This window comes from Vibrio sp. 10N.247.311.12 (assembly GCF_041467515.1).
GTDB lineage: Bacteria > Pseudomonadota > Gammaproteobacteria > Enterobacterales > Vibrionaceae > Vibrio > Vibrio crassostreae_C.
Genome location: NZ_JBFSUV010000005.1, coordinates 42,619 through 61,905 on the forward strand (window position 1 = coordinate 42,619; position 19,287 = coordinate 61,905).

Below are 19,287 nucleotides of genomic sequence, written 5' to 3' on the forward strand. Positions count from 1 at the left end.
ACAATACCCTTTAAATAAGACGGGGTATTGTACTTAGATTAACGCTTTGTCAAAGAATCTTTAGTTCTCGATCCATACTTTATCGCAAGAAGCATGATCTTGTGCCCAAAAATCGTGTAACTGCTTAGCAAAGTTGTTGATACTTTGACCATTTTCAGCAACGACATCCGAGATCAATAGGGAACCATCCGCTTCTGTGACGATAGCGCTCGCCACAACTTCACCGTTTTGAGTACCAATATATAATACATGATCGTCAGAAAGCATAATTTGGCTCAAGAACTCAAGCATGTGTGCCCTTTCGATTTCATCTTGGTAAACGCTTGCTTGGTTGAGTGAAAATAGCACGGTCAATTTATGGAAATCGACTTTATGCAGTTCATCAATTTGGGAAGGAGTTTGATCTTGTGCTAGGAGTTGGTATGTCTTGGATGGAAGTTTGCTTTGATAAAGTTCACGGCCGAGGAGGCTCTCTTTTGCGGGGTAAGCAATATCGAGCTGACTAAATAGCCATTGGTTTTTCTTGTGTGCAATTTCAGGTATTTCGTTATTCATTCTTTTAGTACCTACGGTTAGTATCCCCAAATATCGCAGTTATTTGGAAGACATACGGTCGGCTGAGGTGCCGAGCTACAAGCAGAGAGCATACAGAGCATGACCAAGGCCAACAAGTACTTTAAATGCTTCATATTTTTCATTATCCAACAACATCCTTTAAGAACTTAACGAAAAGCTCTACACTCGTATCCAAGCTTTCAATATCCTTATAGTAAACAGAACTATATAAATAAAAAGGACTTCTTATGAAAAAAGCCTTAATAGCAGCAGGTATCGTGACAATGTTAGCTGGCTGTTCGGACAACGAGGTTGGCGACGTCTCACTGGGTTTCTTCACAATGAAGGATATCAAGATGTCTTCATTAGATGACGATAAGATCGCGGGTGTTACCTGTCATATCGCATCAATCGAAGCAAACCTTAGCCTTTCTGATCCAAGTGATAGCTCTATCTCTTGTCGTCAAACAGGTGAAATTACACCAGAAATGATTGCTCAAATAGACAAGAGTAAGTCTGGCGAAGTGGTATTCAAGCAATCGAAAAGTATCTTCTTTAAAACAATGAAGGTTCGTCGTATCTACGATGCAGAGAATCAGTCGCTGCTTTACTTGTCTTACACCACCAAAGAAACAGAAGGTAGCTTCAAACACAGCCTTTCAACTGTTCCACTATGGGGTACAGAGGCTTACGTTGATCCAGCGACGTTAGTAAAGCCAACCGAGTAGTTTCAAACATATAGTTAGTTGAATCACCTGTACAGACATTGTGCAGGTGATTCAAAATGTAATAAAAATGAAAGAAACAGAAACAAAATGTGATATCATGCGGCAAAATTTTTTCACTGTATTTTTCATATGAAGTTTCCTGGACAGCGTAAATCTAAGCACTACTTTCCAACTCACGCACGTGATCCGTTGGTCAACCAAATTCAACAAACGCCTAAGCTTCACCGCGCAACGATTGTGGGTGTTGGCCAAACGATTGTTGATATCGAAGCCCGTGTTGACAACGAGTTCCTAGAAAAATACGAGCTGAGTAAAGGTCACTCACTGGTATTGGAAGAAAGTAAAGCAGATGCGCTGTATGAAGAGTTAGTTGAGCGCGGTTTGATCACGCATCAATATCCTGGCGATACTATCGGCAACACACTGCACAACTATTCCGTACTTGCGGACAGCAAATCTGTCCTGCTTGGCGTAATGTCTAAGAAGATTGAAGTTGGCTCATTTGGTTATCGTTACCTTTGCCGCACTTCTTCTCGTATGAATCTAAACCACCTTCAAACTGTTGATGGTCCAATCGGTCGTTGCTACACGCTTATTTCTGAAGATGGCGAACGTACGTTTGCAATCAATGAAGGCCACATGAACCAACTTCTTCCAGAAAGCATTCCTGAAAAAGTGTTCGAGAAAGCGTCTGCATTGGTTGTGTCGTCATACCTAATGCGTGGCAAACCTGAAGATCCGATGCCAAAAGCGGTACAAAAAGCGATTGAATACGCGAAAGCGCACAATGTGCCTGTTGTACTAACACTTGGTACTAAGTATGTGATCGAAGGCAACGCTGAATGGTGGCAAGAATACCTGAAAGAAAACGTAACCATCGTCGCGATGAACGAAGATGAAGGTGAAGCGCTAACGGGTGAAAAAGATCCTCTATTGGCTGCTAACAAGGCACTTGAGTGGGTTGACCTAGTTCTATGTACTGCAGGTCCTATTGGTCTATACATGGCAGGTTACACTGACGAACCAGCGAAACGCGAAACCACACTGCCATTATTACCGGGTAACATCCCTGAGTTCAATAAATACGAATTCAGCCGTGCGATGCGTAAGCAAGACTGTAAAGACCCAGTAAAAGTGTACTCTCACATTGGCCCTTACCTAGGTGGCCCACTTGAGATTAAGAATACCAATGGCGCTGGCGATGGTGCACTTTCAGCACTACTTCACGACATGGCAGCAAATAGCTACCACCACGTGAATGTACCAAACTCAGAGAAACACGAGCACACTTGTCTAACTTACTCTTCACTGTCTCAAATTTGTAAGTACGCAAACCGTGTAAGCTACGAAGTGTTGACTCAGCACTCTCCTCGCCTTTCTCGTGCATTACCTGAACGCGAAGATAGCTTAGAAGAAACATACTGGGATCGTTAATCCACCATATTAGGCAGTTACCTCTTAAAGGTTAACGCCAAGTGAGATTACCCATTCCTTGAAGGGCTGCTATATGCAGCCCTTTTTGTATTCAACACCAATATAACGGCAGCTGAAGTTAATCATATCGAATATTTTGCTCGTTTAAGATTTGATCTCGCGCAATGACTCTTTAGATCTGTTATCTTCCAGCACATAATTCGTGTGGTTTGCCTTTACTTGGCAAATTTATACAGTACTATCGCCACGCAAACGTTTACGTACCGCCTTTCGGTTCTGATATAAGGATCAAATATGCTGTCTGATATTGATATTTGTCGCTCTACTCCCCTTAAAAACATCAGTGAGGTTGCCAAGCAAGCTGGCCTGCACCACAACGAACATCAGCCATTAGGGCAATTCAAATCTAAAGTGTCTCTCACGTCACTTGAACGCCTCGCCAACCAACAAGATGGTAAATTAGTCGTAGTCACGGCGATCACACCGACACCTCTTGGTGAAGGCAAAACCGTCACTACTATCGGATTAGCACAAGGCCTCGCAGAGATTAACCAATCTGCAATGGCCTGCATTCGCCAGCCTTCAATGGGTCCGGTATTTGGTGTAAAAGGTGGCGCTGCGGGTGGTGGTTACTCTCAAGTTGCCCCTATGGAACAATTAAACCTGCACCTGACGGGCGATATTCATGCTGTTACGGCCGCTCACAACCTCGCCTCTGCCGCCATTGATGCACGTTTGTATCATGAACAACGGGAAGGCTTAGAGGCGTTTGAAGCGCGTTCTGGCTTAAAAGCCTTGGATATTGACCCAAGCAGAATCGTTTGGCGACGTGTACTTGACCACAATGATCGCGCACTACGCATGATCACGGTTGGCAAGAACGAAGCAGACAAAACAATTAACGGCTTTGAGCGAGAAGATGGATTTGATATCTCAGCTGCTTCAGAGCTAATGGCCATTCTTGCTCTAGCCAATGACCTTCAAGATTTGAGAAAGCGCATCGGACGAGTGGTACTTGCCTACAACAAACAAGGCTTGCCGTTGACCGCAGATGACTTCAACGTTGCAGGCGCAATGACCGTAACCATGAAGGATTCTATTGAACCAACATTGATGCAAACCCTTGAAGGCGTTCCTACCCTAATTCACGCCGGGCCTTTCGCGAACATCGCACATGGTAACTCTTCAATTATTGCCGATAAGATAGCGTTAAAACTGAGTGACTTTGTCGTGACCGAAGGTGGTTTCGGCTCAGATATGGGCTTTGAAAAAGCGTGCAACATAAAAGCAAAAGCGTCGAACAAAAAGCCCGATTGCGCTGTGGTTGTTGCAACATTACGTGGATTAAAGGCCAACTCTGGTTTATACGATTTGAGACCCGGCACTCCATTACCAGATTCAATTTTTAATGATGACCAAGACGCGCTAATTGCAGGCTTTGAGAACCTAAAATGGCACATCAACAACGTTAAGCAATACCAAGTGCCTACAGTTGTTGCGATTAACCGATTCCCACAAGACTCAGCTCAAGAGCTCGATGCTTTGAAACAGATGATCACCGACTTCGACTCAAGCGTTAACGTTGAAGTAAGCGAAGCATTTGGTCAAGGTGGCGAAGGCGCGACTCAACTGGCTCACGCTGTAGTCAAAGCTTGCCAAAAACAGAGTGAATTTAAGCCTTTGTATCACTCAGAGCAAAGCCTAGAAGAAAAGCTGATGGCAGTTGCTGAAGTTGGTTATGGCGCGGCAAGTATTTCGCTATCTCCACTGGCTAAAAAACAACTGGCTGAATTCAAACTGCATGGCTATAGCGACCTATCAGTTTGTTTGGCAAAAACACCACTATCGATCTCGACAGAAGCACACGCAAAAGGTGCACCAACCCAATTTGACGTGCCTGTTAGAGAACTAAAATTGTGTGCTGGTGCTGGCTTTATTTACGCGTTGTGCGGCAATGTAATGACCATGCCAGGCTTGCCTGACAAACCGGCGTTCATGTCGTTAGATATTGATAGTAATGGAAATATCGTCGGCCTAAGCTAGCTGCCCTTAGTTAGATAATCGGCAATTAATCGCGATTAATTTAGCTTAGGTTTCGGAGCAGTGTTCTATATTGAGCAATCATTTACTAACGAAGTGATTGCTCAACAATCAAGCTTAAATGCAAAAAGTTGCACTTAAATCGTAGTTATATGCGAATCTTGTCTTAACTTCTCGGTCAAGATCACATTAAAAACCTTATAAAATATATAGTATTGCGCTGATTCTTTGAGGACAGCGATGAATACAAGTATAAAAAAACTAGTCAGCCAATTTCTATGTACCATCTTTGCCCTAGGACTAGTCCCTGCCCTCTACATAAACTCTGAATTTGACAGAATTGAAGCTCAGCACACGCTAAATATCCAACAGTCCAGCCAGAACCAGATCGAATACAGCTTTCATGAACTCGCTGTTATTGTTGAGCAAATCTCTAACTCTGTTCCTTCAATCGCCGACTCTCAAACACTACTCCGAGCGATTCGAGAACCTTCTATTGTCCATAAAGAAACCCTGCAAGATCTTTGGGTGATGTTAGCTCGTGGCCAAAAATACTATTCCCAGCTTCGTTATCTCGATCTAGCCGGCAACGAAGTGTTCCGTGTTAACTACAAAGACGGTCGAGCAACAGTCGTCCCCGAGAGCGAACTGCAGAACAAATCTTCTCGAGATTACTACCAGATGCTACAAAAGTTAGAGATTGGCGATGTCAGCTCTAGAGGCATTGATCTTGAAATGGAAAATGGAGAAATCATCCACCCGTTAACGCCGGCGCTACGCATTATGACGCCAGTCGCTGAAAACAACCGCATTATTGGTTACTTCATCGCAAACCTGAACATGCTTGAGATTTATAAGCGCCTTCACTATCAAATTGGTGCATCTTCTGCTGTTCCTATTATTCTCAACAAAACCGGACACATAATCATGGGGCCGGATCCTACGGAATCTTTCGGACATGTAATTGAATCACGTTCAGAGCAGACTTACGCAAAGTTATACCCTGAGCTTTGGACTGCGATTCAAGACAAGACATCTTCGAGCTATTTCGATGGTGAGAACTGGTATTTTCATTCCGACATCAGCCCTAAAATCAAACAGTTTGAAAGCCCTATTTACATGGTTCTTCACATTGAAAATCAGCAGTTCAGCAGTCAATACCGACAAGAAAAACAAGCGATCGTCGTTCAGATCATCACCTTGTCTTTCTTGATTTCGATGATCTCCGCTGGCTTCGTATTGTGGAACAGCAACCACAAGAAGAACAGTATCGAGAGCCAACTTGCTAAGGCCGCAATGAATGGCATGTCTGCCTTGGTGATTACCGACAGAAACAACCGAATCATCAAAGTAAACCAAGAGTTCACCCGTGTGAGTGGCTACGAGTTAGAAGACGTAAAAGGCCGCCAACCGTCCATGTTTGCCTCTGGTCGCTACAACGAAGAGTTCTACATCAAGATGTGGAGCATCATCAAAGAGAAAGGCATGTGGGAAGGCGAAGTGGTTAATCGTCGTAAAGACGGGTCTTTGATCACGGAAATATTGCGAATCCAAACCATTAAAGACTCGAAAGACGTGATTCAGTTTTATGTCGCTTCATTTGTGGATATAAGTAAACACAAAGAGCTAGAAAACAAACTGAGAAACCTGAGTGAAAAAGATGCCTTAGCTGGGTGTTGGAACCGCCGTAAATTCGATCTTGAGCTGCGAGATGAGTGCTCTCGTGTTAATCGTTACCCTACTCGCGAACAGTCTTGTTTAGCGATTTTGGACATAGACCACTTCAAACGCATCAACGACAGATTTGGTCACGATTATGGAGATCGCGTCATTCAAACCGTTGCTCAAGTATTACAACGAGAGTGCCGAGAAACTGATTTTGTGGCTCGTATTGGTGGCGAAGAGTTTGGCGTTATTCTGCCTCATACCACAACAGAAGAAGCTGAGTATGTACTTAACAGATTGAGAATCGCAGTCAGTATTGAGCTCGATAACGTGGTGACGGTCAGTGGTGGAATTACCAACCTGACCAACGACCCTGCTCTTAACTACAAGTGCGCCGATTTAGCACTTTATGAAGCCAAAGCAGCAGGTCGAAACAGTGTGTGCCTGTTCCTAGACAGCGAAATGAGCGAAATCGCCTAACAGAAAATCAGTATTGTTCCGCTAGGCTATTAGTTTGGCGGTTTAACAACCCAATCCTTGCAATCAGCTTGGTGCAGGATAGAACTCTAGTTTGTTCCCCTCTACCACTAGAATACAATCCATGTTCGCAGCATGAGCAGCCTGCTTACCTAGGTTCGTATCTTCAAACACAACACACTGCTTTGGCTGCAAACCCATACCAAAACACGCATCTAAGAAAGTATCCGGATTTGGTTTGTGATTCTTAACGTCTGTTGCTGTCACGAGAATATCGAGCTTACTCAAGATCTCTGTCTTATCCAGTAACTGTTCGGCACTTTTACGTTGACTGCCCGTTCCGACTGCAATCTTCTTGTTACCCAGATGCTCTAACAACAGAGAGTGAGTACAAGGGATAACGTCTCCTTTGTCTTCGATAGCCGCAAACGACGCCATTTTAAACGTAGAAACCGCTTGTGGGTCGAGCGATAAACCGTATTTGCTGTTCACCTCACCGGCTATCTTATAACTCGGCATGCCACCTAAGCTATGCAGCCAAGACGCTTCAAAATGAAAGCCAAACTCTTCAGCCGTTCGCTCCCACGCCTTTACATGTGCAGGCATTGTATCGATCAACGTACCGTCCATATCAAAGATTAATCCTTCATATGCCGTTAAATCTATTTTCATCACTACTACCACTCTTAAATAAAGTTACTGATACCATAACCAATATTCAGTATCATGGCGCCATATTACCGTTCAAAATGGATGTTTATGTTACAAATATCTAACTCTGTTTCGATTCAAGACTGGGAACTCCAGTTAACAGCGATCAGAGCACAAGGAGCCGGCGGTCAGAACGTCAATAAAGTATCGAGCGCGATACATTTACGTTTTGATATCAAGCACTCTACCCTACCTGACTTCTATAAAGAAAAGCTCCTCGCACACAAAGATAGCCACATCACCAAAGACGGTGTGATTATCATTAAAGCGCAACAGTATAGAACTCAGGAACAAAACCGAGATGATGCTTTAGTGCGCTTGAAAGAATTGATCTTGGAAGCGACAAAGGTTCAAAAAGTAAGACGAGCAACTAAGCCGACGCGTGGCTCTCAGAAAAGACGTTTAGAAAGCAAAAAACAAAGAAGCACCACCAAACAGCTGCGTGGAAGAGTGAGCTGATGGCTTCATGCCCTCAGAGAACACATTACCCTAGAAGTATCTGTCAATTTGACTAACGAATCGATCTATTACGCTGTTTATTTGAAAGAAAGACTACTGCTTCTTTTTGACCGACAAAATCAGCTTGATCAACAACAGGCGCTCTTCGCTGGTCAGCAGACGACTGACCGCAGCTACATCTTCCGCTGTTACTTGTGATGCGCCAACAATATCAAGCACCACATCCAAATCCGTCACTTTTAAGGTTCTAGTGATTGAACGATACTGAGACATCTTGATGTCCGCCTCTCCGCGTTCAATCCTTTGATAGGTTTTTAAGCTCATTCCTGCACTCGAGGCTAACTTTTCTTGAGACAAGTTGGCTTGTTTCCTACGCTCAATCAGCGCCAATATTATGGGTTCTTGTGACATAAGCTCATCCTCAAAAGACAGTTATGTCCTAAATTCAGCAAGAAGCAGACCATATTGACTTGTGATGGTTTACATAGGCCATCAAAGGCATATTATTCACTTGATAAAACCGTTACGTTTCATAAACCTTCACACTGATATCAGTTGTGAACGTACAGGCTAGGTAACTTGAGTATTCAAGTGTTGGGAAATAATAAAAATTGCATATTGCGAATAAGAAAGACGTCAAATTGGAAATTGCGAATCGCTATACATTGGCATTTCCTTGCATTAGTCACGCATTAGAATCAGACAATCCCCGCCCAGAAATTATTGCAATACAACATAAGCTACTCACGTACAAAGAGGTGTTGCTGCACGGGAACATGTTGGAAGGTAAGGAATTAAAGCAAGCTTTTTCTGCATTGAACGAAAATGAAAAAGGTGTGGCTCAAGGCGGTATTCAAAGCATCAACGACGCAGTAAAAGAGATGGATGTGATTGTCGAAAGGTACAGTAGAAAAGCGTCTACTGAATTCTGTGCCTAATCTACTAATATCAACAATTAGCACCAACCACTGAACGGCTTAAACAAACAAAAAAAAATGGCCAGTCATAGTTGAATGACTGGCCGTTTGTTTAGCTAACATGAAGACGTGGGTATCTAACGAGACATCGTTCTTCTAAACCTACCGAGTAACATCAACGCGCCTAGCACGCCAAACGACAAACTGCCTCCACTGCCGCCTGAACCAGATGAAGTCCGTGCATTCACATAAGCCGTTCGCTTAGCTTCTGTTGCTGAAATTTGAACGGTTTCAGAACTATCTATCACACCACCAGTTACATCTGTAATCCAATCTCTGTAGTCATAGATTTCAGTGAATACCGAAGTTACTCTTGAGCTGCCACCACACGTTTCAGGACCAAAGCTGGTAATCCCTACTTGTCTGTAAACCGAACCATCCTTCCAGTAGACAGGACCTCCAGAGTCACCTTGACAAGTGCCACCGTACAAGCCAGAAGTAGCCACATCTCCAACGAAACAAATTTGATTCTCTGTTAACTCATTGCCAGCAGCAAATACCGTTTTACAAGTCGCATTGTCTACATAATTGAGGTTTGCTTTTTGTAGCAAAGTGGTTCCGTCGAAACCAGTGCGTGTATCACCATGGCCCACAGCGGTAAACGCCTCAGAAGAACTGCGATAACCATCCGAACTAGGACGCTTTACAACATCATTGATTGAGTCGATATTCAGTGCGCTTTCTAACTTAAGTATTGCAACGTCATTGCGTAATAGGTCGCTCAACGCATTTGAATAATCTCTGCGATAGTAAACCTCAGATACACGAGCTTTTTGGATGTTACCGTTGGGAAACTGAGAAGTATCTTCAATTTGAGGGACGACAACAGTAAACAACTGCCCTTCTTCATTACCGTATATACAATGCGCTGCGGTTAGAATATGCGTTGGATCTAAAATTGTTGCACCACAGTAAGGGCCTGTTGAGTAAACACCGTCATAATCAATACGATCAATGAACAAGCTTGCCATCGAAGGAAATTCCGTGACTGAAGCGTCGCTACCATTCACAATATAGGGTGTTACACCCACATCAGGAGTACTTTCGTCCGTGTTTTCCGTTGCCATAACACTTGATGTGTAAATTAATGGCGCTAAAAGCCCTAAAACGGCTTTACGAACCGGACTCATTGTATGGTTTACGTTCATAGTTAACTCCTTGTACCCCCTACTACTTATTTACAAAAATGATGAATCGTCACCATAACACGTCACAATCGTGATTATAGTAAGTATTTGTAACGATATCGCCACATATCTCATTTTATAAACGAATTTTAAGTAACCGTTGTTAGTGGGTAACGTTAAAAGCAATACGTTACCAAAGACATACGCTACCAAAATCAAAAAAGCCTACCGTTAGGCTTCCCAATAAAGAGAAGCAAACAATAGGCTTTCATTTAGCTTAGTGGTTTCTCTTAAAAGAGATTAGCCACGATAGTAACGCTGAGGTACGAATGGCATTTTTTCTACTGTCATTGGTAGCTTCTTGCCACGAACTTCAGCGAATACTTTAGTGCCAATAACCGCTAGGTCAGTACGAACGTAAGCCATAGAAACAGGCTTGCCCGCGTTAGGACCCGCAGTACCACTTGTTACAACGCCAATCTTGTTGTCTTCAGCATCGAACAGCTCAGCGCCTTCACGTACTGGTGCTTTAGTCTGACCAACAAGACCAACACGCTTGCGTTGAACGTCTTTAGTCGCGATTTGCTCAAGGATGATATCAGCACCTGGGAAACCGCCAGCGCGCTCACCGTCAGTACGACGAACCTTTTGAATACCCCACAGAAGGCTTGCTTCTACTGGAGTCGTTGTTGTATCTAAGTCATGACCGTATAGGCATAGGCCACACTCAAGACGAAGTGAGTCACGAGCACCAAGGCCAATCCACTCTACTTCTGCTTCTGATGTTAGTTTACGAGCAAGTGCTTCAGCGTGATCGTTCGGTACTGAGATTTCATAGCCATCTTCACCTGTGTAACCACTGCGGCTTACGATGCACTCTACGCCGTCGATATCGACTTTTTGAACATCCATGAACAACATGTCTGCAACGCTTGGTTGGAAACGAGCAAGAACTTCAGACGCTTTCGGGCCTTGAAGAGCTAATAGAGCGCGGTCATCAATCACTTCCAATTCTACGTCTGCAGGAAGGTGAGCCGTTAGGTGGTCGATATCTTGTGTTTTACACGCCGCGTTCACAACAACAAATAGGTGATCGCCAAGGTTAGCAACCATAAGATCATCCATGATGCCGCCCTGTTCATTAGTAAAGAACGCGTAGCGCTGCTTACCAGAAGGCAGGTCGATAATATCTACTGGAACCAGAGATTCTAAAACAGCGGCTGCGTTTTCACCGTGTAGACGCAGTTGCCCCATGTGAGAAACATCAAAAAGACCGGCAGCGTCACGAGTGTGTAAGTGCTCTTTCTTTACACCTAGTGGATACTGAACTGGCATGTCGTAGCCAGCAAAAGGAACCATTTTTGCACCGACTTCAACGTGAAGCGCATGCAGAGGTGTTTTTAGTAGGTCTTGATTAGCGTGTTCTTGAGTCATTTTATTCTCCATGAAGCGTTGCAGGCTTTCCAAATCGAATCTGCCGCTTATATCTCTATTTAGAGTCGCCTCTAACGATATGGGTTAACGTTAGAAACAGTAGATAGTAAAAAGTGATGTCTTCTATATAGGCTTTTATTACTAGCGATATAAAAAGAGGCTTCTGTATAAAAGCTATACGACTCACTTTCTAAGAATTCACTTCAGTAAACTTCAATCAACATGAGTAAACCGTGTTCACTATAGTAAACAAGCCTGAGTCAGTTTTACACCCTTAACAAGATTAAAACAGCTCAAAATGTGACATTTAACAATTTAAAAACAATTTTCAGTCGCATACAAAAACGCGATATTGATGCTTTTCACACCAATATCGCGTCTTTTGGCAAACGTTAGAAACAAAAGCAAACGTTTGCATTCACTATAAGAAATTCTAACTTTGTTAACTTATTTTGCAGTCACCCACAAAATCAGTGCATCTTCTGTACTAGTAGAAATCAACATATGTCCCATGTTGGCGTCGTAATACATGCTATCACCTTCGCTCATGGGTACCGGCTCATAGAATTCTGAGTAGAACATCACATCACCAGAGATCACCATCAAGAACTCTTCACCATCATGGCGAACCCAATCGTTATACTCTTCAAAGGTGCGTGCTCTCACTCGGCTCTTGAACGGCATCATCTTCTTATTCGAAAGTTCTGTCGCCAGCAGTTCATGCTCGTAAGTCGGAGTTGGGTGAGGTTTACCCTGGCCTGCTTTAGTTAAGTCACGACGTCCTGTGGCAACTTTTTTTCTTGGCGGCTCAAAGAGTTGCGGCATATCGATTTGCAAACCCATAGCCAATTTCTGCATCGCTTGGAACGTCGGTGAGATTTGTTCGTTCTCAATTTTACTCAGCGTTGAACGTGCCAAACCAGTGCGTTGGCTCGCCTCTTCTAACGTAATGCCCAGCTTGCTGCGGATATCTTTAATACGCTGGCCGAGCCTAAGTGGTTCGATATTCTGATCTAACGTCTCTTTAGCCAACGTTAAAGATGGGTACTCATCATAAATGTCTTCTGACATAGGTCCCTCATTTATTTCTTACTTCCTGTCTATTGATTTCATTGTTGCATGAAGCGCTTTGTTGATTAAAGAGCACACAGGAAAATAAAGCGTGCTCCCTGTAGCAAAATGAGAAAAACTGTTTCCTATTGGAAATTTTTGTTGAAAATTGATTTTATCGGAGCTATGTTATCGACTTGTTAGATGAAGAGATGCTACTTCAGCTTGCAGCAAGTGATAGATTTAACATTTGTAAGAGCTGTTTTTTACCCGAAATTTTTGGGAACCAATTCGTGCTGCATTGACCCTACAACGATCGCTTTGACGCTATGGTCGTATAAATAAGAAGCAACGCACTATTTATACACCTAAATAACGCAAACGATACCGATGCAGAAATCAACGTAAGACCTAATGGACTATAAAAACAATCACCATTAGCTTAATGAAAGGTCTCGACAATGAACGCTTATCAAAACCATAGCTTAGACAGTTTTTTCTCTACGAACCTATCTGCGACTGACGACGCAGTATTTGCTGGAATCCAAGCAGAGAACACTCGTCAAAACGAACAAATAGAACTTATTGCTTCTGAGAACATCGTTTCTAAAGCAGTAATGCAAGCTCAAGGCACTTGCCTTACCAACAAATACGCAGAAGGCTACCCAGGTCGTCGTTACTACGGTGGTTGTGAGCACGTAGATACAGTAGAAGCTATCGCGATTGAACGTGCTAAACAGCTATTCAAGTGTGAATACGCGAACGTACAACCTCACTCAGGTGCTCAAGCGAACGGCGCAGTTAAACTTGCCCTACTTCAACCTGGCGACACTATCCTAGGTATGTCTCTTGACGCTGGTGGTCACCTTACGCACGGTGCACGCCCTGCGCTTTCAGGCAAATGGTTCAACGCAGTTCAATACGGCGTAGACCGCGACACTCTTGAAATCGATTACGAAGCGGTACGCGCTCTCGCTATCGAATGCCAACCTAAAATGATTATTGCAGGTGGTAGTGCTATCCCACGCGTTATCGACTTCGCTAAATTCCGCGAAATCGCTGACGAAGTTGGCGCTATCCTAATGGTCGATATGGCACACATCGCAGGTCTTATCGCAACAGGTGCACACCCTAGCCCACTGCCACACGCGCACGTTGTAACGACAACCACACACAAAACACTTCGTGGCCCACGCGGCGGTATGATTCTGACCAACCACGAAGACATCAATAAAAAGATCAACTCTGCAGTATTCCCAGGCCTACAAGGCGGCCCACTAATGCACGTAATTGCGGCTAAAGCTGTCGCATTTGGCGAAGCACTTGGCCCAGAATTTAATACTTATATTAATTCAGTGATCGATAACGCAAAAGTTCTTGCTGAAGTGTTGCAAACTCGCGGTTGTGACATTGTGACTGGCGGAACGGACACGCACCTAATGCTGGTTGACCTTCGTCCTAAGGGCTTGAAAGGTAACGTAACTGAAGAAGCATTAGAGCGTGCTGGGATCACATGTAACAAAAATGGCATACCATTCGACTCAGAGAAGCCTATGATTACTTCGGGTATTCGTTTAGGTACGCCAGCTGGAACCAGTCGTGGTTTTGGCACTGAAGAATTCAAACTTATCGGTGAATGGATCGGCGATGTACTTGATGGCTTAGTTGAAAGCCCTGAAGGCAACGCTGAAGTTGAGCAACGTGTTCGCAAGCAAGTTAAAGAGCTTTGCAAGCGCTTCCCTCTTTACCGTTAGACCGTTTTTAAGATTTAAATTAAAACCTCATAAATTTTTGGAGAATAAGCAATGGACAATACACTAAAGTTTGCAGACAGCCACGAGTGGGTAAAAGACAACGGTGACGGTACTGTAACTATCGGTATTTCTGAGCACGCTCAAGAGATGCTAGGTGACGTTGTGTTTGTTGACCTGCCTGACACTGAAGACGAAATTGAAGCTGGCGAAAGCTTCTCTCTAGTTGAGTCAGTGAAAGCTGCTTCTGATATCTACGCGCCAATCTCTGGTGAAATCGTAGAAATCAACGAAGAACTAGAAGATAGCCCAGAGCTAATCAACGAAGAACCTTATGAAGGTGGTTGGATTGTTAAAGTGAAGATGTCTGATGCGTCTGAACTAAACAACCTTAAAGATGCGGAAGAATACCTAAGCTCTATCGAAGAAGACTAATAGGTAACCTCATTACGATAAAGCTGCTCTTGTGAGCAGCTTAATTTTAGGGGCTAGCTCACGGCTCCAGAGAGAAAGTAGAACGATATCATGACTGAATTACTTCAAAGCCAATTACTGAAAGACTTGGGTACACAAAACGAGTTTGTTGCTCGACATAACGGCCCAAATAAAGCAGACCAGCAAAAAATGCTTGAAGCGATCAACGCGACTAGCCTAGACGCACTGATCGACGAAACGGTTCCTGCACAAATCCGTCTTGAAAAACCAATGACACTTGCTGCGCCACTAAGCGAAATGGACATGCTGGCCTCTCTTAAAGAGATCGCTAACCTAAACCAAGTGAAACGTACTTTCATTGGCCAAGGCTACTACAACACATTCACTCCAAACGTTATTCTACGTAACGTTTTAGAGAACCCAGGCTGGTACACAGCTTACACACCATACCAACCAGAGATTTCTCAAGGTCGTCTTGAAGCTCTACTGAATTACCAACAAATGGTAATGGACCTTACAGGTATGGAAATCGCGAACGCGTCTCTTCTTGACGAAGCGACAGCGGCTGGCGAAGCAATGACACTGTGTAAGCGTGCTGGTAAAAGCAAGAGCAAAGTATTCTTCGTTGCTGACGATGTTCACCCTCAAACACTAGAAGTTGTTAAAACTCGTGCTGAGTACATCGGTTTTGAAGTAATGGTTGGCGCTCTTGAAACACTTCCAGAGCAAGACGTATTTGGTGCATTAGTTCAATACCCTGGTACAACGGGCGAAGTTCGTGACCTAACAGACATCATTGCGAAAGCTCAAGCAAACAAAACTCTAGTAACCGTTGCTACTGACCTACTCGCATCTGCTCTACTTAAGCCTGCTGGCGAAATGGGCGCAGACGTAGTAATCGGTTCAGCACAACGTTTCGGCGTTCCTATGGGGTACGGCGGTCCACACGCTGCATTCATGGGTACTCGTGAAAAGCATAAGCGTACAATGCCAGGTCGTGTAATCGGTGTTTCTATCGATACTCACGGTAACCAAGCGCTACGTATGGCAATGCAAACTCGTGAGCAACACATCCGCCGCGAGAAAGCGACATCGAACATCTGTACAGCTCAAGCACTTCTAGCAAACATGGCGTCTTTCTACGCGGTTTACCACGGTGCAGAAGGCCTACGTACTATCGCTCGTCGTACACACCACATGACAGCTATCCTAGCGGCTGGCCTGACTAAAGCGGGTTACGAGCTAACAAACAACAGCTTCTTCGATACCATCACAATCAACTCTGAAGAGAAGACAGATGCACTGTACGCGAAAGCACAAGCAGCAAACATCAACCTTCGTCGACTTGTTGGTAAAATCGGTATCAGCTTAGATGAAACAACCACAGTCGACGACTTGAATGCCCTATTCGCAATCTTCGACGTGAAAGAAGACGTTCAAGCACTATCTTCTGACATTGCATCAAACGAATTTGCAGCAATTCCAGAAAACTGCCGTCGTGAATCAGAGTTCCTAACTCACCCAGTATTCAATACGCACCACAGCGAAACGCAAATGATGCGTTACCTAAAACAGCTTGAGAACAAAGACTTCTCTCTAACGCACGGCATGATCCCACTGGGCAGCTGTACGATGAAGCTGAACGCTGCTGCTGAGATGATTCCAGTAACATGGCCTGAGTTTGGTTCAATTCACCCATTCGCACCTCTAGAGCAAGCGGTTGGTTACACAGCGCTAGCGAAAGATCTTAAAGAGAAGCTATGTGAAATCACCGGTTACGACGATTTCTCACTACAGCCGAACTCTGGTGCATCTGGTGAATACGCAGGTCTAATCGCGATTCAACGTTACCACGCAAGCCGCGGTGAAGCTCACCGTAACGTTTGCCTGATTCCAAGCTCTGCGCACGGTACTAACCCTGCAACAGCATCAATGGTTTCTATGAAGGTAGTGGTTGTTAAGTGTGATGAAGATGGCAACATCGACATGACAGACTTAGCTGCGAAAATCGAGAAGCACAAAGAAAACCTATCAAGCATCATGATCACTTACCCTTCTACGCACGGCGTATACGAAGAGCAAGTGAAAGAAGTGTGTGAACAAGTACACGCAGCGGGCGGTCAGGTTTACCTAGACGGCGCGAACATGAACGCTCAAGTAGGTCTAACTTCACCTGGCTTCATCGGTTCAGACGTATCTCACTTGAACCTACACAAAACATTCTGTATCCCACACGGTGGTGGCGGGCCGGGTATGGGTCCTATCGGTGTTAAATCTCACCTAGCACCTTTCCTACCAGGCCACATCGAAAATGGTGTACAAGGTTCTGACTACGCGGTATCAGCGGCAGATCTAGGTAGTGCTTCAATTCTACCTATCTCTTGGGCTTACATCGCAATGATGGGCGAACCTGGCCTAACAGATGCGACTAAAGTTGCGATTCTGAACGCGAACTACGTGATGGAAAAACTGCGTCCTCACTACCCTGTTCTTTACCGTGGTACTAATGGCCGCGTAGCGCACGAATGTATTATCGATATTCGTCCACTAAAAGAAGAAACAGGCATCAGCGAAGAAGATATTGCTAAGCGTCTAATGGACTTCGGTTTCCACGCGCCTACGATGTCTTTCCCAGTAGCTGGCACGCTAATGGTAGAGCCAACTGAATCAGAAGATTTAGAAGAGCTAGACCGTTTCTGTGAAGCGATGATCGCAATCCGTCACGAAATGGCAGCAGTGAAAAACGGTGAATGGCCACTAGACAACAACCCTCTAGTGAACGCACCGCACACACAAGTTGACCTAGCTGGCGCAGAATGGGATCGCCCTTACTCTCGCGAACTTGGTTGTTTCCCATCGAAAGCAACGAAGAACTCGAAGTACTGGCCTACTGTTAACCGTGTAGACAATGTGTACGGCGACCGCAACCTAATCTGTTCTTGCCCAAGCATCGATAACTACGAAGACTAATTTTTGTAGATTTTAGATAAACAAAAGCGAACCACTTGGTTCGCTTTTTTGTTTTTCAGATTATATGACTAAGAAAGCATTGACCTTACCGTAAGGGAAAGGTTTATGGTGACATGAAATCCACGACGAATTAGGAAACGATTATGGGATGTTGCAATAAAGCGCCAAAAGGTGGAGCCCCTCTTGGCCTGCTTCTAAAAGTCACGCTTGGAATTGGGCTTTTTGTGTTTCTGCTGGCTTTGTGGCAGTAGGAAGCTTATACGGCTCTAGGTTTAAAGGTGTAATAGATAGCGCCAAGTTGATATTGGCGCCATAGTCGTTTGTTAGGCAACTGCTGATATTTGTGAGATCTTTTCTTTACTCGATTTCACTGATAATGCGTGTTCAGAAGGCAGTTTATCAAGAGCAATCACTGTATTACGAATAAGCTCTGCATCAGGATAAACATTACACTCTTTTTTCAAAATTGAATTTAAGTCTTCAAGAAGGTTATCAATACCTGTTGCTAGTAACCATTCATCATTTAACGTAATACTCGTATTTATAATATTAAGAGAAGAACTTAACGCGTTAACGTATACTTTTTGCTCATTCCAACTTAACCTCTCTTGCTCATGGCGATAAATACTTAACCGCAAAATATCATTGTTTAAAGAGTTGTATCGAGAGTTTAGCTTTGTTTCTAAATTTCTTGAAAGCGGTGTAACCTTATCGTCAACGAGTGTCTGCAGTGCCCCTTTCATATTATCAACGATCATATGAACTTCTGTTTTTGAATGTTCGAGTTCGACGTTAACTGCTGACTTGAGCTCTACTTTCAATGCTTCTTTATCACGTTCATATGCTTTAAAATTAGAAAACCAATTGTAACCAATTAAGAATATACCGACTGTAATTACGGTACCTAAAGTCCAGTGAATGGTACCTAGTAAAGACTCTTGATGTTCTTTCATCATCGCCACTTGCTGCTTTAATAATGCTATCTGTTCATTAGCTATTGTTAAATCAGAAGCTGGCTCTGAAGCTACCGCAGGACAAACTATTAGCAATAACATTATTATTAATTTGTTCAATTTCTTACTTTCCTTCATATTTTGCCTAACAGCTATTAGATAGAAAAATTCTGCATTTAAATACAGAATTCTTCTATCTAGCTACTTATGCCATCAATTGTACTAACCTTTATCTATCCATAACAACCACTTATACCGTCGCCTCAGTGATTAGCGTGGCAAATATAGAATTTATCGGTCGAGTATGATTCCCACAAAATCATTAACTTACGCGCGTTAGAGATGTGTTTTAACCATCAGAACCTATCCGTACCTCGGAGTAAGTTAAACTCTATAAAGCCAATGCTTGACCCTATACGGTAAGGTGTTTATATTGTCGCCCGTCCAACGGGGCACATCCTAAAATGCACACCGGCCATCCTGCCATCACTGGTGCATTTATATTGGTGTTTTGAACTTCC

The 19,287-nt window shown here is 43.7% G+C and carries 16 protein-coding genes; 9 read left to right on the plus strand and 7 right to left on the minus strand.

The genetic code is table 11. The features are described from left to right. Positions 1-60: 60 nt before the first annotated feature. Complete coding sequence (locus tag AB6E30_RS04125; protein ID WP_017064644.1) at positions 61-555, minus strand: hypothetical protein; 495 nt, start codon at positions 553-555, stop codon at positions 61-63. A gap of 248 nt (positions 556-803) precedes the next feature. Here AB6E30_RS04125 and AB6E30_RS04130 point away from each other — a divergent pair, with 248 nt between their 5' ends. From AB6E30_RS04130 to AB6E30_RS04145, 4 genes are all read left to right on the plus strand, one after another. Next, positions 804-1,283 (plus strand): CreA family protein, encoded by a 480-nt coding sequence (locus tag AB6E30_RS04130; protein WP_372102699.1) that lies wholly within the window; start codon positions 804-806, stop codon positions 1,281-1,283. A gap of 129 nt (positions 1,284-1,412) precedes the next feature. Next, positions 1,413-2,717 (plus strand): inosine/guanosine kinase, encoded by a 1,305-nt coding sequence (locus tag AB6E30_RS04135; protein ID WP_017069885.1) that lies wholly within the window; start codon positions 1,413-1,415, stop codon positions 2,715-2,717. Between the two features lie 294 nt (positions 2,718-3,011). Continuing rightward, complete coding sequence (locus AB6E30_RS04140; protein ID WP_372102701.1) at positions 3,012-4,760, plus strand: formate--tetrahydrofolate ligase; 1,749 nt, start codon at positions 3,012-3,014, stop codon at positions 4,758-4,760. Between the two features lie 237 nt (positions 4,761-4,997). Next, on the plus strand, positions 4,998-6,902 hold the full coding sequence (locus tag AB6E30_RS04145; protein WP_372102703.1) for a diguanylate cyclase: 1,905 nt from the start codon (positions 4,998-5,000) through the stop codon (positions 6,900-6,902). Between the two features lie 63 nt (positions 6,903-6,965). Here AB6E30_RS04145 and AB6E30_RS04150 read toward each other — a convergent pair whose 3' ends face one another. Next, entirely contained in the window at positions 6,966-7,571 is a 606-nt protein-coding gene (locus AB6E30_RS04150) for a beta-phosphoglucomutase family hydrolase (RefSeq protein WP_017069882.1), read from the minus strand. 87 nt (positions 7,572-7,658) lie between these two features. Here AB6E30_RS04150 and arfB point away from each other — a divergent pair, with 87 nt between their 5' ends. Then, positions 7,659-8,069 (plus strand): alternative ribosome rescue aminoacyl-tRNA hydrolase ArfB, encoded by a 411-nt coding sequence (gene arfB, locus AB6E30_RS04155; protein WP_372102705.1) that lies wholly within the window; start codon positions 7,659-7,661, stop codon positions 8,067-8,069. A 93-nt stretch (positions 8,070-8,162) separates the two neighbouring features. Here the strand turns inward: arfB and AB6E30_RS04160 are convergent, their stop codons facing one another. Beyond that, positions 8,163-8,480, minus strand: coding sequence for a helix-turn-helix transcriptional regulator (locus tag AB6E30_RS04160; RefSeq protein ID WP_017059843.1), 318 nt, complete (start codon positions 8,478-8,480; stop codon positions 8,163-8,165). A gap of 200 nt (positions 8,481-8,680) precedes the next feature. On the opposite strand from AB6E30_RS04160, the gene AB6E30_RS04165 reads away from it, so the two are divergent. Next, complete coding sequence (locus AB6E30_RS04165) at positions 8,681-9,007, plus strand: hypothetical protein (protein WP_102427961.1); 327 nt, start codon at positions 8,681-8,683, stop codon at positions 9,005-9,007. 116 nt (positions 9,008-9,123) lie between these two features. Here AB6E30_RS04165 and AB6E30_RS04170 read toward each other — a convergent pair whose 3' ends face one another. The 3 genes from AB6E30_RS04170 to AB6E30_RS04180 all read right to left on the minus strand — a co-directional run bounded on the left by AB6E30_RS04170 (position 9,124) and on the right by AB6E30_RS04180 (position 12,678). Further along, on the minus strand, positions 9,124-10,194 hold the full coding sequence (locus AB6E30_RS04170; RefSeq protein WP_136978562.1) for a trypsin-like serine protease: 1,071 nt from the start codon (positions 10,192-10,194) through the stop codon (positions 9,124-9,126). 279 nt (positions 10,195-10,473) lie between these two features. Further along, positions 10,474-11,607 carry a glycine cleavage system aminomethyltransferase GcvT gene (gene gcvT, locus AB6E30_RS04175; protein ID WP_136978561.1) on the minus strand — a complete coding sequence of 378 codons (1,134 nt, stop codon included), beginning with the start codon at positions 11,605-11,607 and terminating at the stop codon, positions 10,474-10,476. Positions 11,608-12,054: 447 nt separating this feature from the next. Then, on the minus strand, positions 12,055-12,678 hold the full coding sequence (locus tag AB6E30_RS04180; protein ID WP_017059847.1) for a helix-turn-helix domain-containing protein: 624 nt from the start codon (positions 12,676-12,678) through the stop codon (positions 12,055-12,057). A gap of 440 nt (positions 12,679-13,118) precedes the next feature. On the opposite strand from AB6E30_RS04180, the gene AB6E30_RS04185 reads away from it, so the two are divergent. The 3 genes from AB6E30_RS04185 (at position 13,119) to gcvP (ending at position 17,813) form a co-directional block, all read left to right on the plus strand. Continuing rightward, the gene (locus tag AB6E30_RS04185) at positions 13,119-14,411 is read left to right on the plus strand and encodes a serine hydroxymethyltransferase (protein WP_008216961.1); all 1,293 of its coding nucleotides are present in this window, start codon (positions 13,119-13,121) and stop codon (positions 14,409-14,411) included. A 51-nt stretch (positions 14,412-14,462) separates the two neighbouring features. Then, entirely contained in the window at positions 14,463-14,843 is a 381-nt protein-coding gene (gcvH, locus tag AB6E30_RS04190) for a glycine cleavage system protein GcvH (protein ID WP_017067508.1), read from the plus strand. A 90-nt stretch (positions 14,844-14,933) separates the two neighbouring features. After that, the gene (gene gcvP, locus AB6E30_RS04195) at positions 14,934-17,813 is read left to right on the plus strand and encodes an aminomethyl-transferring glycine dehydrogenase (protein ID WP_372102707.1); all 2,880 of its coding nucleotides are present in this window, start codon (positions 14,934-14,936) and stop codon (positions 17,811-17,813) included. 323 nt (positions 17,814-18,136) lie between these two features. Here the strand turns inward: gcvP and AB6E30_RS04200 are convergent, their stop codons facing one another. Next, complete coding sequence (locus AB6E30_RS04200) at positions 18,137-18,904, minus strand: insecticidal delta-endotoxin Cry8Ea1 family protein (protein ID WP_372083529.1); 768 nt, start codon at positions 18,902-18,904, stop codon at positions 18,137-18,139. Between the last annotated feature and the right edge of the window lie 383 nt (positions 18,905-19,287).